The sequence below is a fragment of the Mesorhizobium sp. WSM4844 genome (genome assembly GCF_055811775.1).
This window is the reverse complement of sequence record NZ_JBVVQB010000011.1, coordinates 117,696-133,423: the sequence shown is the minus strand read 5'-3', so window position 1 is coordinate 133,423 and position 15,728 is coordinate 117,696. Positions and strand designations below refer to the sequence as shown.

Sequence of the window (15,728 nt, the reverse complement as noted above, 5' to 3'; positions counted from 1 at the left end):
GCGCTCAGAACTTGTCGACGTCGATGATTGCCTTGGCGAAGGCTTCAGGCGCTTCCTGCGGCAGGTCGTGTCCGATGCCGCCGGTGATCAGCCGATGCTCGTATTTGCCGGAGAATTTCTTCGCATAGGCGTCGGGATCGGGATGTGGCGCACCGTTCGCGTCGCCCTCCAGCGTGATCGTTGGCACGTCGATCTCCGGGCGCTTGGCAAGCTTTTCCTCCAGTTCGACATAGCGGCGCTCGCCTTCCGCAAGGCCGAGCCGCCAACGGTAGTTGTGGACAACGATGTCGACGTGGTCGGGGTTTTTGAACGCAGCGGCGCTTCTGGCGAAGGTCGCGTCGTCGAAGTTCCAGTGCGGCGAGGCGAGTTTCCATATCAGTTTGGCGAAGTCGTCCGTGTATTGCGCGTAGCCGGCACGGCCACGATCGGTCGCGAAATAGAACTGATACCACCATAGCAGTTCGGCCTGTGGTGGCAGCGGCGCCTTGTTGGCCGCCTGGCTTCCGATCAGATAGCCGCTGACCGACACCATGGCCTGGCAGCGCTCCGGCCAGAGCGCGGCAAGGATATTTGCCGTCCTCGCGCCCCAGTCATAGCCGGCGACGATCGCCTTTTCGACGCCCAGGGCATCCATCAGATCGATGATATCGACCGCCAGCGCGGCCTGCTGGCCGTTGCGAAGAGTGGCATCCGACAGGAACCGCGTCGTGCCGTAGCCGCGCAGATAAGGGATGATGACCCGATAGCCGGCTCCTGCAAGCAGCGGCGCGACATCGACATAGCTGTAGATGTCGTAGGGCCAGCCGTGCAGCAGTATGACGGGAGGTCCATCTGCTGGGCCATCCTCGGCATATCCGACGGTAAGCAGCCCCGCCTCGATCTGCTTGAGCGATGCGAATGAGTTTCGCGATCCTGTCCCGCCGGCTACTGTCGTCTGCGTCCCGCCCTGAGCAGTTGAGGTTCGGACCGTTCCTAACTGAGCCAACGCCACGGTCGCGGCCGCGATGCCGAACAGGCGTCGGCGATGATGGTCGACGACTTCCGGAATTTCGATTGCGTTCATGGGACTACTACCTTTGTTCATGTTTCCAGGGCAGTCGCGGCAGTGCCGAAACCGAGGGACTAGATCAGGTTGATTTCGACTTCGATGTTGCCGCGCGTGGCCTTCGAGTAGGGACAGGTCTGATGAGCGGCATCGACAACGGCCCGGGCGTCGTTGCGATCCATCCCTGGCAGGCCCACATTGAGCCGGGCGCTGAGAAAGAAGGCGCCGTCGCCGCTGTTGAGATCGACCTCCGCATCGATCGCAAGATCCGCTGGCAGAACGACGTTCATCTTGCGCGCGGCGATCGCCATCGCGCCCTCGAAACATGCCGACCAACCGGCAGCAAAAAGCTGTTCGGGATTGGTGCCGCTGCCCGCGCCGCCGGGCGTCGAGAGCCTGATGTCCAGCCTGCCGTCGGAACTGCGTGAGCCACCCTCCCGGCCGCCTGTTGTGTGCACCTTCGCTGTGTAGAGTCGTTTTGCTTGGGTAGTCATGGCATGCATCCTGATGAAATCGGATCTTCGATCAGCGCAGCGATCTGAAAGCTGCACGGACCTCCTGGGTGAAGATTTCCGGCTGTTCCCAGGCCGCGAAATGCCCGCCGGTCTTGGCCTCATGGAAATAGATGAGGTTGTGGTAGCAGCGCTCGGCCCAGCTTCGCGGCGTGCAGTAGATTTCGCCGGGAAATACCGTCACGGCGACCGGAAGATCGGCAATGTCCACGGCATTGAAATTGTTGGAGTGGTCTTCCCAGTAGATCTGAGCCGCGGAGGTTCCGGATTCAGTGAGCCAGTAGAGCGAGATGTCGTCGAGCATCTCGTCCATGGTCAGAACCCGCTCGGGGTCGCCACCGCTATAGGTCCACTGCGCGAACTTCTCGTAGTTCCACGCCGCCAGGCCGACCGGCGAATCCACCAGGGAGTAGCCGATGGTCTGCGGCCGCGTGACCATCATGGCGGCATAGCCGGAACTGTCCTTGTAGAAGGTGTCGAGCGCCTCGAACGCCGCTCTTTCCTTCTCGCTCAGTCCGCTCGGCGCCGGCCCGCCGGCCGCCAACACTGATGCAATTTCCGGCGGCACGGTCCCCGGCATGTTGACGTGTATACCAATGAGCCCAGGCATCTTCTGCAGCGCCATGCGGTGGGAGATGACCGAACCGCAGTCGCCACCCTGCGAGACGTAGCGGTCGTAACCCAGCCGCCCCATCAGCACGCCCCAGGCACGGCCGATATGGTCTGAGCCCCAGCCGGTCTCAGTCGGCTTCCCGGAAAAGGCGAAGCCGGGGATTGAAGGCAAGACGAGATGGAAGGCGTCCCCGGCAGCACCGCCATGGGCTGTGGGATCGGTCAGCGGACCGATGACCTTCATGAATTCTAGGATCGAGCCGGGCCAACCATGCGTCATGATCATCGGCATAGCATTCTCATGGCGGGACCGGACGTGGATGAAGTGGATAGCAACGCCCTCGATTTCGGTGACGAACATAGGCAGAGCGTTGAGCTTCGCCTCGACCTTCCGCCAGTTGTAATCGGTCATCCAATACCGAAGGAGATTCTGGAGCTTTGCGAGTTGCACGCCCTGCGACTGATCCGTGACGGTTTCCCGCAGGGGCCAGCGCGTCGTTGCCAGACGTCGACGAAGATCGACGATTGCCTCTTCCGTGATGTCGACGCGAAAGGGATGGACGGCTTCGATGTCGACGCTCGCGCGCGCCCTCGCGGGAAGCAGGCTCAAGGCGCCTGTGGCCGCTGATGCGGCGAGCAGGCTTCGCCGCGTGAGCGATGGCGATGATGCGGGCATGGTCGTTCTCCTTGGGTCCGTCGGCAGAGAGGTTCTTGCTGCTTTCGACACATAGAAGGAGATCGCCCGAAGCGCCCGTTATGCATTATGATGCAACGTTAGCGCTCGTCGGCGAATGCAGGCTTGCAGCGAAGCCCCCACTTTTGTTCTTCTCATAGCTGAGTGGTCGCCTGCATGGAGCAGGCCGCGAAGGGAGTGTCATGGCAGGGCCTGCAAGCGACACGATATCATTTGGTCCCTTTACGCTTGCCGTCCGCGAACGGCTGCTCTTGCGGCAAGGCACCACCGTCGATCTGGGCGGGCGGGCTTTCGATATCCTGGCTACTTTGGCTGCCCGCTCCAACGAGGTGATCAGCAAGAAGGATTTGTTGGCGAACGTCTGGCCCGACGTCACCGTCGAGGAGGGTAGTCTGCGGTTTCACATGGCCAATCTCAGAAAGGCGTTGGGCGACGGCAAGGACGGCGCGCGCTACATCGCTACCTTGAAGGGCCGGGGCTATTGCTTCGTGGCGCCGGTCTCGCGATCGGGTGGTCGCAACGATGCGCGAAGCGAGGCTGCCGCCAGCTACCCGCAGGCCAATCTCCCGAGCCGACTAGCCCGCATGGTCGGGCGAACCGACGACACGGCCGCGCTTTCCGCGGAGCTGGCGGTAGCGCGCTTCGTCACGATCGTCGGGACGGGTGGGGTCGGCAAGACCACCGTTGCGTTGGCGGCCGGGCATCACGTGGTCGATGCGTTCGCTGGCGCCGTGCATTTCGTCGATCTTGGCGCGCTGAATGATCCCAACCTGGTCGCGCCGACTGTAGCGTCGATGCTGGGGCTGTCGCTTCAGTCTGACGACGCCACGTCCGCTCTCATCACATACCTGGCTGACAAGAGAATCCTCCTGATCCTGGACACCTGCGAGCATGTCATAGACGCGGCGGCAGACCTGGCGGCCCGTATCTTCGCTGCCGCACCGCAGGCCCACATCCTGGCGACGAGCCGGGAGGCTCTCCAGGTCGAAGGCGAGCACGTCTATAAGCTCGCGCCGCTTGCTTACCCGCCGGACGATCTGGAACCCACCGCGGCAGTCGCGCAGGCGTTCCCTGCGACCGAGCTGTTCTTGGAGCGCGCAGCAGCGAGCGGTGCTCGTCTTGACCTCGACGATTCGGAAGCGGGGGTCGTGGCGCACATCTGCCGGAAGCTTGATGGCGTACCTCTTGCCATCGAGTTGGCGGCCGGGCGGGTGGCAAGCTATGGCCTGCAGACAACCGCGACCCTTCTCGACGAGCGACTCGCCCTCATGTGGCCGGGTCAACGTACTGCACCGCCGCGCCAGAAAACCCTCCAGGCTACACTGGACTGGAGCTTCGGGCTGCTGTCGGAGTTTGAGCGCCTGGTGCTTCGCCGGCTTGCCGTGTTCGTCGGGCATTTTTCGATCGAGGCGGCTCTGGCGGTTATAACGAGCCCCAGTATCGACGAGGCGCTCATCTTCAGCGCCATAGACAGCCTCGTTGCCAAGTCGATGGTTGCGGCAAGGCCGGCTGGCGCAACGATGCGCTACCGACTGCTCGATACGACGCGAGCCTATGCCCTCCAGTTCGATTCCCAGGATGCCGAACTCACGGATTTGGGCGCCCGGCACGCGACCTACTGTCTGCGATGGCTGGAGGATACGGGGAATGAGTGGCCTACGTTGTCGAGCGCGGCGCAGCGGTCACTGCACCTCGCCGGCCTTGCCAATGTGCGCGGGGCTCTGGACTGGTGTTTCGGATCCAACGGGGATGCCAGGCTGGGCATTCGTCTTTCCGCCGCGGCTGCTCCGCTTTTCCTGTCGATGTCCTTGCTCACTGAGTGCCATCGCTGGACCTCCCGGGCAATTCTCGCTCTCGACGACGCCATGCGCGGAGGACGTGACGAAATGCACCTTCAGGCGGCCCTTGGGGTTTCTCTGATGTTCACGCACGGGGGAAGGGACGCAGCGCGCGTGGCGCTGAACAGAAGCTTCTCCATTGCCGAGCAGTGCGGCGATGCGCTCGACCAGATTCAGGTTCTCGGGCCGCTGCAGATGTTCCATTTGCGAACGGGAGATTTCAGGGCGGCTCTCACCTATGCGAAACGCTGTTCCGCCGTTGCCGACGCGCTGGAGGACTCCGTCTCCACGACATTGGCACATTCGTTGATGGGAATCTCGCTTCACCTCAATGGCGAACTAGGGCGCGCCCAGACCTCGCTTGCGGCAGCATTGCGATACGGGCCGCGTTCCGGTCGGACCACGACCAACTATCTCGGCTTCGACGGGAGAATCCTGGCCGGCGCGATCCTGGCAAGAACGCTTTGGCTGCAAGGCCATCCGGATCGGGCGGTGGAACGCGCACTGCTGACGATCAAGGACGCCGAGATCTTGAACCATCCGCTGACGCTTTCGATCGCTCTTGTCTGGGCCGTTTCCGTGTTCCTTTGGGTCGGCGATCTCGACCGCGCGGACGAGCATATAGACCGTCTCTTCTTGCGTGCGGAACCCCACTCTCTCGGACCGTATCTGGCGCTAGGACGAGGCTTCAAGGGAGAACTGGCCATTCGTCGAGGCGATGCGGAGAAGGGAATCGAGAGCCTGCAACGCAGTCTCGCGGAACTCCACGCAGCACCCTACGAACTGCTCACCACTCCGCTCAACGTCGCGCTCGTTCAAGGCCTTGCCGCCACGGGCCGGCTCGCGGAGGCCCTCGCACTGCTCGACGACACGATCCTGTCGGTCGAGGCAAACGGAGATCTCTGCTATATGCCGGAGTTGCTGCGCGTGAAGGGCTGCCTAGTTTTGGCGTCAGTGCAGTCTGGCGCCGACGAGGCTGAAACCTACTTCGGGCGGTCACTCGAAATGAGCCAGGGTTGGGGCGCGTGGGGGTGGGAGCTGCGCGCCGCGATCGACCTGGCTACTCTTATGATCGATCGCAGACAACACGAAACCGCCCGGGCGCATCTCCAGCCGCGGTTCGAGCGCTTCGTTGAGGGTTTGGATACTGCTGATCTGAAGTCAGCTGCACGTCTGCTCGCGACGCAGAGTTAGTCTGGCTCGGCAATCGCGACGGACCTCATCGAGCGGAATGGTGGCCCTACCATTATATTGTGCCATGAGCAGAAAAGCGGTGTGAAGTGACATTGATGGTTACGCTTTGAAAAAAAGAATGAAATGAGTCACATATCATAGACGCCGGCAGTGTCAGTCCGTCTCGTGGTTAAAATCTGTGTGTAAATGATTGAAAAATATAGAAAATTCTCCGTCGCGCCGATGATGGACTGGACCGACCGGCATTGCCGGTTCCTTCATCGCCAGTTGACGCGGCGGGCCTTGCTCTACACCGAGATGGTGGTCGCCGACGCGGTCATCCACGGCGAGCGCGAGCGCTTGCTCGGCTTCGATGGTACGGAACATCCAGTCGCATTGCAGCTCGGCGGCTCCGATCCGCAGAAGCTTGCCGAGGCGGCGCGCATCGGCGAAGCCTTCGGCTATGACGAGATCAACCTCAATGTCGGCTGCCCGTCCGACCGCGTCCAGTCGGGTACGTTCGGCGCCTGCCTGATGAAGGCGCCTGACCTGGTCGCCGATTGCGTCGCGGCGATGAAAGCCACTGTCGGCATCCCGGTCACCGTCAAATGCCGCATCGGCGTCGACGAGCAGGATCCCGAGCCGGCGCTCGATACGCTGGCGGACGGGGTTTTCGCGGCCGGCGCCGACGCGCTGTGGGTGCATGCCCGCAAGGCGTGGCTGGAAGGGCTGAGCCCGAAGGAAAACCGCGACATCCCGCCGCTCGACTACAACAGAGTGTATCGACTGAAGGCAAAAAAACCAAACAAATTCATCGGCATCAACGGCGGCATTCAATCCCTTGAAGAGGCACTTGACCACATTGATCATGTCGACGGCGCCATGCTCGGCCGCGCCGCCTATCATACGCCGGGCATTCTGGCAGGCGTCGACGCGGCGTTTTACGGCGACGAACCCAAAACGTTCGATTTTGCCGCGCTGATCGATGCGATGGCGGATTATGCTGCACACCATATCGAGCGGGGCGGGCGGCTTGGCCATGTCACCCGTCATATGGTCGGCCTGTTCCACGGCCTGCCTGGTGCGCGCCGCTACCGGCAGATCCTTTCGACCGATGCGACAAGGCCCGGCGCCGGACCGGATGTGCTGAAGGCGGCTTTCGCTGCAGTCGATTTTAGCGGGACGGACGCCGAAGCAGCCTGACTGTCCAATCGCTCATGTGGAGGGCATCGCGTTGAAGGTACGCCAAACAACGCTAAGCGAGAACAAATGATGATTCTGTTGGGCGTTCGTTTCGAAAGGCTACCCAGGGTCGCTTGCAATCAACAGTAGCGGCCACCTGAACGGGCAAGTAGCGCCAGAAACGGACATTAGCGAAGCGATTCCAGGGCAGCTTTGGAAGAGCGGACAGTCGACATCCTCATATCAATTCATCAGCTTCGGCTCCTAGAATACCCTGTGCGATCTAAAATTTGCGTGCGCGGGTGATAGAGGCGGACCCAGTAACTCCAGCCAGGTGTAATCGAAATACAGTTGGCAATCTTTCCGTCGCAGCCAACGAACTGGATATCGACCGATCCATCCGCCCCGGGGTGAGGCCCAAGTCCGCGCGGGAGCAAGCGAGAGGACACGAGTCCGACCGGGCGCTGCCGAGGTTCCTCGTTAGCTCGGGAATGCCTGTTGTGCTATCGTCCTAAAGTCTCTCGGGCCGCCAAGGGTCACGCATGATCTTCCGTTCGAGGGAGAGAGCATCTGTGACGGAATTTGAAACGAAACTGAAGTTGGCCGCCAAGCTTGCCGCGAAAGGCAGGGTTTCGCGTCGCGACTTTGTTCAGCTGGCGCTCGCCGCCGGCCTTGCCGCCACGGCCGCCAATGCGATGTTCGTCCAGGCGGTGCACGCCGAGCCCAAGAAGGGCGGCACCTTGAAGATCGGCATCGGCGATGCCGCCGCCGCCGATACACTGGAACCGGGTAGTACCAACGTCAACCCGTTCATCGGCACCGCGCTATTCGGAACCTTGTCGAACGGCCTGACCGAAATCGATTCCAAGGGCAATGTGGTCCCCGACCTCGCAGAGAGCTTTGAGCCGTCAGACGGCGCCAAGAAGTGGGTGTTCAAACTGAGGAAAGGAGCCACCTTTCACAATGGCAAGACGGTTACCGCCGACGATGTCGTGGCCTCTGTCAGGCATCACAGCATCGAGGGCACGAAATCGGTGATGAAATCGCTCTTGGCTTCGGTCAAGAATGTCGTCGCCGACGGTGCCGAGACGGTGGTGTTCGAACTCGACGGCGGCAATGCCGACTTCCCCTACATCATGTCGGACATCCCGGTCTTGCCGGCGAAAGAGGGCGGCGTCGACTGGGAGTCGGGCATCCGCACCGGGCCCTACATGCTCGAGAAATTCGAGCCCGGCGTCATCGCCACCTTCAACAAGAACCCTAACTACTTCAAATCCGACAAGGGCTGGTTCGACCGTGTCGAATGCCTGGCGATCTATGATGTAACGGCGCGCACCAACGCGCTCTACACCGGCGAGGTCCACTACATGGATCGCTGCGACCTGAAGACGCTCGACATTCTGAAGCAGAGCCCCGATCTCGCGATCTTGGAGACGACGGGCTACGGCCATTATGTCTATGTCATGAATGTCCAGAAGGCGCCCTTCGACAATCCCGATGTGCGGAATGCGATCAAATACTCGCTCAATCGCGACGAGATCGTGCAGAAGGTGTTTCTCGGCCACGGCGCCGTCGGCAACGACAATCCGATCGCACCGACCGTCAAGTTCGCGATCGATCCGCAGCCGAAGCACGTCTACGACCCCGACATGGTCAAGAGCCTCCTCAAGAAGGCGGGGGCCGAGAACACCCAGTTCGACCTGTCGGTCGCGGATGCCGCGTTCACGGGTGCGACCGACTCGGCTCTCCTGTGGCAGGAGCATGCCCGGACGGCCGGGCTCAATCTGAATGTGATCAGGGAGCCCAACGACGGCTATTGGGACAATGTCTGGCTCAAGAAGCCGTTCTTCGCCTCTTACTGGGCCGGCCGGCCGACGTGCGACTGGATGTTCACCACCGCCTATGCGGCGGAAGCGGTGTGGAACGAAACGACTTGGAAAAATCCGCGCTTTAATGAGCTGCTCGCCGCCGCCCGCTCGGAGACTGACAATACCAAGCGTGCCGGCATGTATGCCGAAATGCAGCAATTGCTGCATGACGACGGCGGGCTGGTGAACGTGGTCTTCAACTCCTATGTCGAAGCCCACACCAAGGCTCTCGCCCATGGCGAGGTGGCGTCGAACTGGCCGATGGACGGGCAGAAGATCGCCGAACGCTGGTGGTTCGCCTAGGCCGTGTACTCATATATTGGGATGGCGGATTGCACGCGTTTGATGCCTCCCTGTCCCCCAGCAGCGGCGCCGGAGCGGACATCGCAGCAGGTCCGAGTTGCCCACAAGCGGAAGTCCCTGGCGCGCATCCGGGGTCCATCAATTGCCTCTGATCTTAGACAGCGCGTTCTTTGCGTAAAAGCCGACCAGAGCTTCATTCTGGAGTGCCACGAGCGCAGGTATCGCAGCTTGTGCCGGAGGCCCGATCTTGCCCAGAGCCTCGATGGCCTCCCGTCGGAGATACTCAACCTTGAGCGCTTCAACCAAAGCCGGAACGGCTTGTAATGCCGCTGGTCCAAACCAGCCCAGTCGCTTTACTGCATATTGCTGGGAAAAGGGATTGCCGGTCTCAAGCTCCGCTTCCAGGCTCGTCACGGTGACGTCCAGCGGCAGCGCAGCGATACGGACACCGTCATTCAGGCGCTCCCGGACGCTTGCGTGTTCATAATCCCATTTGAACGAGAGGTGTAAGGTGTCGGGAAGGTTTTCGAGCCCTTTCTGGTCTAAACCCGGTCGGAACTTCAGTAGTATTTGTCTCGCTTCTTCCCGGCGCCCGAGCTGCGTCAGCACGGAACTGAAAGGTAGAAAGAGCGCAGTTGCGTCTGGGTTTCGCCTGACGCCTTCTCCGAACACCTCAGCCGCTTGCTTCAGATCGCCCGTTGCAAAAAGCGCCAATCCACGCGCGAGAACGTAGTGGCTTGGATAGTTCGGGTTGAGCCGCATGGCGGTCGCGACGAAATTCAGCGCCTCTGCAGGTTCGCCTGAGATCGTCAGCGCCCACGCCGTTGCGATGTGTGCCTCGGGGTCGTTGGGATCCAAAGCAATCGCTCGACCGGCATTCCTCCGTGCATCGTCGGCCAGACCTTGATAGACGTCCCGCAATGCCTCGACCGTGTAAGACAGTGACGTTGGATATTTCTTGGCCAGCTCTGCGTAATCGTGAGCTCCCCACCAGAAATATGGTTCGTCCCTTCCGAGTTCTTTACCCCAGAGTGACTCAACGACGCGGAAGTAGGCCAGCGCCAGGGCGGCATAAGCTCGCCCATATTTGGGATCAAGTTCGGTTGCTTTTTTCAAGGAAGTGATGGCGGCAGCTGTGTCCTTTGCGTTGTAACGGAGATAAAGGCTCCAACCCGTTTCGAAAACTTCCTTGGCTGCAATGTTGTCCGGCTTGGCGCGGGCAATTTCCGTTTTTTCGGTGGTGGTGAGATTGACCTTCAACGCTTCGACGATCTTTGCGACAAAAACGTCCTGGACCGCAAAAATATCGGCGACGTTTCCATCGAACCTGTCCGCCCACACATGCCCGCCGGTGAGGGCATCGATGAGTTGGGCGTTGACTCGCACCTGCTCGCCGGCTCGCCGTACGCTTCCCTCGAGAACGTAACGCACGCCAAGTTCTTCGGCGACCTGGCTGATTTTTACCGGCTTGCCGCGGTAAATGAATGTCGAGTTTCGCGCGATCACGAAGAGGCCGGAAAGCTTGGAAAGGTCGGTGATCAAGTCATCGGTCATGCCGTCGGCGAAGTGCTCCTGGCCGGCGTCGCTCGAGATGTTGGTGAATGGCAATACAGCGATCGATGGCTTGTCCGGTAGCGGGAGCGCCATTCTTTCCCTGGAGGCCACCTCGACCGGCGGTCCTGAACCGTCGCCGACGACCTTCCAAAGTGCTACACCTCCGGCGATCAGGATCAGCGCCGTCGCCGCGACCGCCGGCCGGCGCCATTCGATATAGCGCTTGCGTTTTGCTGGAACTGTTCCGGATGTGGCGCGTGCCCGCGGGCCTATCCGATACAGACGAATAGGTTTTTCGATGTTCTTGAGCTTTTGTTCACCCAAGAATTCAAACTCAAAATCCAGCTTTCTCTCGACCTGATCGAATGCCGATCCTGAAATCAGGACGCCCCCGGGTTCGGCCAATCCTTCCAGTCTCGCTGCGACATTCACGCCGTCGCCATAGATATCCTGCCCTTCGACAATCACATCGCCAAGGTTTACGCCAATGCGGAATTCGAGTTGTTTTTCCTTCGGCAGTTCGGCGTTGCACTCCGCCATAGTCCGCTGGATTTCGACGGCGCAACCGACCGCGTCGACCACGCTGGAGAATTCTATTAGCGCGCCGTCGCCCATGAGCTTCACGATGCGCCCCTTATGAGCGGCGATCTTCGGATCGATCAGGTTCTCGCGGGTGCTCTTCAGGCGCGCGAGGGTATCCGCCTCATCGGCTTCCATAAGGCGGCTGTAGCCAACGATGTCAGCGGCAAGTATCGCCGCAAGCCTGCGCTCCATGGTAGTTTCCGGCGCTGGGCAACTGTACCATGATAAAAGAGTATCGCTTCGGAGCCTAGTCCTGCTCTCGTCGGCTTTGGGTCACGATTTGCCCTTGAAGTTCCCAGATCGGGTGCCGCCGAGTGGCACGCCGACCTACAATGCCACCAAGGCGGCGATCCATTCCTATACGGTGTCGTTGCGCGAGCAACTCAGGGGCAAGGTCGGCGCCGCCAGCGGTTCGCACTGAACTCACGCCGGGCCAGTCGAGGCGCGACGACTACATGCCGCTCGATGCGTTTGTCGACGAGGCGATGGCGTTGTTCAGCCGGGAGCCGACGCCGAAGGAGATCCTGGTGGAGTGCGTGGGCTTCCTGCGCTGGGCGGAGCGGGACGGCCGGTTTGATCAAGCGGTCGAGATGCTTAACGCTCACTGAGCGGCGCAGTGGCCTGACTGTTCAATCGCGCAAGATCATTCGGTCGCCGCGCACGTCGAAACCGGACAGCGAGCCGATGAAATTCATGCCGAGCAGGCTCTGGCCGAGCATGCCGGGCGCGGCGATCATGACCGGCATGTCCTTGCGCACGATCCCGCCGATCGCCAATTCGTCGGTTCTCACGACTGCGGCGCGCGCCATGCCGTTGGCGGTGGAAACCGGTATGGTGAAATTGAGAGCGGCTGGGTTGAAGCCGGCCGCCTGCGCGTCCTGCGCGGTCAAGACGGTGCTGGTTGCGCCGGTATCGACCACGGCCCGGACCGGCGTGCCGTTGACCAGGATGCGCGCTTCGAAATGGCCATTGCCGGCCTTGTCCAGGGTCACCGTGGCATGGCCGTCGTCGAGGCCCAACGCCAGTGGACTGCCGGGAACAAGGCCGGCTGTCACCCGGCTGGCGAAATCCTGCAATTCATAACGGTACTGGTAGCCGGCGATCAGTGCGAGCACGATGACGGCCCAGGTGCCCAGGCTGCGGGCCATCGTGCCCAAGGGCCTGCCTGATCTGAGCAGGCCGGCGCCGATGAGCGCGACCAGTGCGGCAAGCCAGATCAGCCGGCTGAAATCGTCATTCTCGACGCCGAATGTGCTGCCGGCGGAATCGTTGAGCATGAGCAGGACAACGCCTACCCCGATCAGGATCATCAAAACCCAGAAAACCCGGTTCATGTGTGGCTCACGAGAGAGCGTCGCGTTCGCGCGCGAGGCGGCTGCGGCGGGTTTCGCGGCGCGGTCTGCGCTCAACCGTTTCCAGCCGGGCCGGCAGCTCGGCCATGATGCTGCGGCGGATTTCAGGGGTCATCTCGATCCAGGCGCCGATTTCCGCGCGCGTGCGGCCGCAACCGAAGCAGAAGCCGGTTTTCATATCGATCGAACAGACCAGGACGCATGGGGATTCGATGGCCGTCATGTTTATTCTCTCAGGATTCCCAAGGAATCCCTCGTCTCGCCTCCACATGGTGTAACGGCAACGCCAATGCAAGCCCTCCGGAATGCGCCGCCGGCAGCCGCTTTCGCGTCAATGCAGGCAGTTGTGCCGGCCGAGCAAGGCGGCTATGCCGCTCACCAACTCCGGGAACGATCATCAACGACATGACCAGCGCGCTGCCCTTCGACGATTTCCGCAATCTTCTGGCCACCCTGCCACGGGCCGACACGGCAGCCGAAGCCCGCGTCCGTGCGCTGTTTGCCAAGGCCGACAAGCCCAAAGGTTCGCTCGGCCGCATCGAGGACATCGCGGCTTGGCTGGCCGCCTGGAGCGGCCGCGCGCCGCCGGCAGTGAACCGGCCCCTGGTGGCGATCTTCGCCGGCAATCACGGCGTCGCTCGCCACGGCATTTCGCCACGGCCTGTCGCTGCCACGGCGAACGCCGTCGAGCTTTGCGCGGCCGGGGGTGCGGCGATCAACCAGATCTGCATCGCCAATGATCTCGGGCTGAAAGTGTTCGATCTTGCGCTGCACATTCCAACCGCCGACATCACCGAGGAGGCGGCACTCGACGAGCGCGGCTGTGCCGCCACCATGGCCTTCGGCATGGAGGCGATCGCCGGCGGCGCCGATCTGCTTTGCCTTGGCGACCTCGGCGTCGGCAATTCCACCGTCGCCGCGGCCTTGCTTGCCGCACTGTTCGGCGGCAGTGGCGCAGATTGGGTCGGATCCGGATCGGGCGCCGATGCATCGATGCGGGTGCGCAAGGCGGAAGTGGTCGCTGCCGCGCTAGCCTTCCACGGCACAGGTCTCAGGGACCCGCTGGAAGCGTTGCGCCGGGTTGGCGGCCGTGAGTTCGCAGCGATTGCCGGCGCCATCCTCGCCGCCCGGACGCAGAAGATCCCCGTCCTGCTCGATGGATTGGTGGCGACAGCCGCTGCGGCGGCGCTGCATGCTGCCGACGCCACTGCGCTCGACCATTGCCTGCTCGCCAGCCTGTCGCCAGAGCCTGCGCATGCTCGGGCCGCCGAGCGGCTCGGCATGCGGCCGCTACTCGATCTCGGCGTCAGCCACGGCGAGGGGGCAGGGGCGGCACTTGCGGCCGGCCTGGTCAAAGCCGCTGCGCTCACCGCCTCGGGCATGGCAGCGGCGCTTCATTAAGCGTCTATCGCCGGAAGCGTCTATCGCCGGCGCGCAGCAACGGCCCTGGTCGGCAGCGCCGGCAATTCCTCCATCACCCGGCTCAACGGAAAGATGGCGATCGCCTCGGTGCCTTCGCGCAGTTTGGAATGCAGTTCGAACTCGCCGCCATGCATGGCGAGCAGGCTTTGGACGATCGGCAGGCCAAGCCCGGTGCCTTGCTCGGCGCTCTTGATGGCGATGGAACCCTGGCCGAAGGCGGACAGCACGACCGGAATCTCGTCTTCCGGAATGCCGGGCCCATTGTCTTTGACGGAGAAGTATTGGCCGCCGCCCGCCGTCCAGCCGACGCGCACGCGGATCTCGCCGCCAGTTCCGGTGAACTTGATGGCGTTCGACAAAAGATTGAGCGCGATCTGTCGCACCGCGCGTTCGTCGGCGAACAGGCGCGGCAAGGCGTTTTCGAAATCCTGGACGATGCGGATGTCCTTGTTGCGCGCCTTCAGCTCCATCATGTGACAGCAATCCTCGACGACGGAAAGCAGCAGCATCGGCTCTTCGTTGAGCTGGTAGCGGCCCGCTTCGATGCGCGAGAGGTCGAGGATTTCGTTGATCAGGTCGAGCAGGTGCTGGCCAGAGTCATGGACGTCGCGAGCATAGTCGCGATAGGTCGGATTGCTCATCGGTCCGAGCACTTCGTTCGCCATCACCTCGGAGAAACCGAGAATGGCGTTGAGCGGCGTCCGCAACTCATGACTCATCGAGGCCAAAAACCGCGACTTTGCCAGGTTGGCGTCCTCCGCCCGTCGGCGCGCTTCGTCCGACATCGATTTCGCCGTATCCAATTCGGCAATCAGCGCGTCCTTTTCGGAGCGGAACGAGAGCAGCATCAAGGACGAGCGATTGAGGCGGCGTGCCACATAGGCGAAGAAGGGCAGCGCGACAATCAGCAACCCGGCCATGATCAACTCGACCGGCATCCACTGCCTGGCGCCGGCATAGGCATAGGCGGCCACCGGAACGGCGAAAGTCGCCAGCAACGCACCGCGCAACGATGACGCTGTGATCGCCGTCGCCGCCATGGCAAGCAGCAGCACCACACCCTTGATCAACTGGAACTGGTCGACCTGGCAGGTGTCGCAACCGAGCCAGGCAAACCAGGCCCAGCCCAGGCCGCAAAGGAAATGGCCTATCAGGAAATCACGGTGCGTTTGCAGCGGGTTGAGTTCGGCAGCTTCCGTTCGGTCGACGCGCCTCGCCATGAACACGACGATGGCGTAGCAGATGAGTATAAGAAGCGCCCAGACGCCAATTGCCTTTCCGACGCCAGCAAACAGACCGGTCGCGGCGGTCGCCAGGACGAGAAGCGGAACTATGATCGCGCCGCCTATCATCGCACGGGCGTGGAGTTTCAAAAGCTCCCGGTCGAAATCAGGATTTCCGGCCTGCTGCGAAAGACGGTCGCGCGTCTTGCGCACCGCGCGCGCCACATCGCTGTTGCGATGGGGTTTCCGGCGGTCCACAATAAACTTGTCCGCTGTGGTCGAACGTTGCGAGGGCATGGAGGCTTCAATTTATGCGGGCAGCGGTTTCAAATTGTTAAGCTACGTTCGAATGATTAACCAACGGTTTG

The 15,728-nt window shown here is 61.8% G+C and carries 12 protein-coding genes and 1 pseudogene; 5 read left to right on the top strand and 8 right to left on the bottom strand.

Features of this window, described 5'->3' with window-relative positions; genetic code table 11:
- Window positions 1-4 precede the first annotated feature (4 nt).
- The 3 genes from AC0L2A_RS12175 to AC0L2A_RS12165 are packed head-to-tail and all read right to left on the bottom strand — an operon-like array spanning window position 5 to window position 2,845.
- Window positions 5-1,063, bottom strand: coding sequence for an alpha/beta fold hydrolase (locus AC0L2A_RS12175; protein WP_473608988.1), 1,059 nt, complete (start codon window positions 1,061-1,063; stop codon window positions 5-7).
- Between the two features lie 59 nt (window positions 1,064-1,122).
- A complete protein-coding gene (locus AC0L2A_RS12170) occupies window positions 1,123-1,539 on the bottom strand; it encodes an organic hydroperoxide resistance protein (protein ID WP_473608986.1) in 417 nt (138 codons plus the stop codon).
- 31 nt (window positions 1,540-1,570) lie between these two features.
- Window positions 1,571-2,845, bottom strand: a complete 1,275-nt coding sequence (locus tag AC0L2A_RS12165) for an epoxide hydrolase family protein (RefSeq protein ID WP_473608985.1) — start codon at window positions 2,843-2,845, stop codon at window positions 1,571-1,573.
- Window positions 2,846-3,045: 200 nt separating this feature from the next.
- Between AC0L2A_RS12165 and AC0L2A_RS12160 the strand changes: the two genes are divergently transcribed.
- A complete protein-coding gene (locus tag AC0L2A_RS12160) occupies window positions 3,046-5,895 on the top strand; it encodes an ATP-binding protein (protein ID WP_473608984.1) in 2,850 nt (949 codons plus the stop codon).
- On the opposite strand, the gene AC0L2A_RS12155 is transcribed toward AC0L2A_RS12160, so the two are convergent.
- Window positions 5,863-5,961: a hypothetical protein gene (locus AC0L2A_RS12155; protein WP_473609016.1), complete on the bottom strand. Its 99-nt coding sequence runs from the start codon at window positions 5,959-5,961 to the stop codon at window positions 5,863-5,865. The two genes, AC0L2A_RS12160 and AC0L2A_RS12155, sit on opposite strands and share 33 nt — an antisense overlap.
- A gap of 120 nt (window positions 5,962-6,081) precedes the next feature.
- Between AC0L2A_RS12155 and dusA the strand changes: the two genes are divergently transcribed.
- Both dusA and AC0L2A_RS12145 read left to right on the top strand, forming a co-directional pair.
- Window positions 6,082-7,077, top strand: a complete 996-nt coding sequence (gene dusA, locus AC0L2A_RS12150) for a tRNA dihydrouridine(20/20a) synthase DusA (protein ID WP_473608982.1) — start codon at window positions 6,082-6,084, stop codon at window positions 7,075-7,077.
- 551 nt (window positions 7,078-7,628) lie between these two features.
- Window positions 7,629-9,227 carry an ABC transporter substrate-binding protein gene (locus AC0L2A_RS12145; RefSeq protein ID WP_473608981.1) on the top strand — a complete coding sequence of 533 codons (1,599 nt, stop codon included), beginning with the start codon at window positions 7,629-7,631 and terminating at the stop codon, window positions 9,225-9,227.
- Between the two features lie 138 nt (window positions 9,228-9,365).
- Here AC0L2A_RS12145 and AC0L2A_RS12140 read toward each other — a convergent pair whose 3' ends face one another.
- A complete protein-coding gene (locus AC0L2A_RS12140; protein ID WP_473608980.1) occupies window positions 9,366-11,555 on the bottom strand; it encodes an adenylate/guanylate cyclase domain-containing protein in 2,190 nt (729 codons plus the stop codon).
- Between the two features lie 112 nt (window positions 11,556-11,667).
- Here AC0L2A_RS12140 and AC0L2A_RS12135 point away from each other — a divergent pair.
- A pseudogene (locus tag AC0L2A_RS12135) lies at window positions 11,668-11,971 on the top strand (oxidoreductase); the annotation flags it as partial.
- Between the two features lie 21 nt (window positions 11,972-11,992).
- On the opposite strand, the gene AC0L2A_RS12130 reads toward AC0L2A_RS12135, so the two are convergent.
- Window positions 11,993-12,697 carry a TIGR02281 family clan AA aspartic protease gene (locus AC0L2A_RS12130; RefSeq protein WP_473493239.1) on the bottom strand — a complete coding sequence of 235 codons (705 nt, stop codon included), beginning with the start codon at window positions 12,695-12,697 and terminating at the stop codon, window positions 11,993-11,995.
- Between the two features lie 7 nt (window positions 12,698-12,704).
- Window positions 12,705-12,938, bottom strand: a complete 234-nt coding sequence (locus tag AC0L2A_RS12125) for a DUF1289 domain-containing protein (RefSeq protein ID WP_473608978.1) — start codon at window positions 12,936-12,938, stop codon at window positions 12,705-12,707.
- A gap of 182 nt (window positions 12,939-13,120) precedes the next feature.
- Between AC0L2A_RS12125 and AC0L2A_RS12120 the strand changes: the two genes are divergently transcribed.
- Window positions 13,121-14,116: a nicotinate-nucleotide--dimethylbenzimidazole phosphoribosyltransferase gene (locus AC0L2A_RS12120; protein ID WP_473608977.1), complete on the top strand. Its 996-nt coding sequence runs from the start codon at window positions 13,121-13,123 to the stop codon at window positions 14,114-14,116.
- A gap of 20 nt (window positions 14,117-14,136) precedes the next feature.
- Here AC0L2A_RS12120 and AC0L2A_RS12115 read toward each other — a convergent pair whose 3' ends face one another.
- Window positions 14,137-15,657, bottom strand: coding sequence for an ATP-binding protein (locus tag AC0L2A_RS12115; RefSeq protein ID WP_473493236.1), 1,521 nt, complete (start codon window positions 15,655-15,657; stop codon window positions 14,137-14,139).
- Between the last annotated feature and the right edge of the window lie 71 nt (window positions 15,658-15,728).

Coding starts and splice junctions, on each gene's coding strand:
- AC0L2A_RS12140 (WP_473608980.1), bottom strand. CDS start 11,555: ATGGAGCGCAGGCTTGCGGCGATACTTGCCGCTGACATCGTTGGCTAC.
- AC0L2A_RS12160 (WP_473608984.1), top strand. CDS start 3,046: ATGGCAGGGCCTGCAAGCGACACGATATCATTTGGTCCCTTTACGCTT.
- AC0L2A_RS12155 (WP_473609016.1), bottom strand. CDS start 5,961: ATGGCACAATATAATGGTAGGGCCACCATTCCGCTCGATGAGGTCCGT.
- dusA (WP_473608982.1), top strand. CDS start 6,082: ATGATTGAAAAATATAGAAAATTCTCCGTCGCGCCGATGATGGACTGG.
- AC0L2A_RS12125 (WP_473608978.1), bottom strand. CDS start 12,938: ATGACGGCCATCGAATCCCCATGCGTCCTGGTCTGTTCGATCGATATG.
- AC0L2A_RS12175 (WP_473608988.1), bottom strand. CDS start 1,063: ATGAACGCAATCGAAATTCCGGAAGTCGTCGACCATCATCGCCGACGC.
- AC0L2A_RS12170 (WP_473608986.1), bottom strand. CDS start 1,539: ATGACTACCCAAGCAAAACGACTCTACACAGCGAAGGTGCACACAACA.
- AC0L2A_RS12120 (WP_473608977.1), top strand. CDS start 13,121: ATGACCAGCGCGCTGCCCTTCGACGATTTCCGCAATCTTCTGGCCACC.
- AC0L2A_RS12115 (WP_473493236.1), bottom strand. CDS start 15,657: ATGCCCTCGCAACGTTCGACCACAGCGGACAAGTTTATTGTGGACCGC.
- AC0L2A_RS12130 (WP_473493239.1), bottom strand. CDS start 12,697: ATGAACCGGGTTTTCTGGGTTTTGATGATCCTGATCGGGGTAGGCGTT.
- AC0L2A_RS12165 (WP_473608985.1), bottom strand. CDS start 2,845: ATGCCCGCATCATCGCCATCGCTCACGCGGCGAAGCCTGCTCGCCGCA.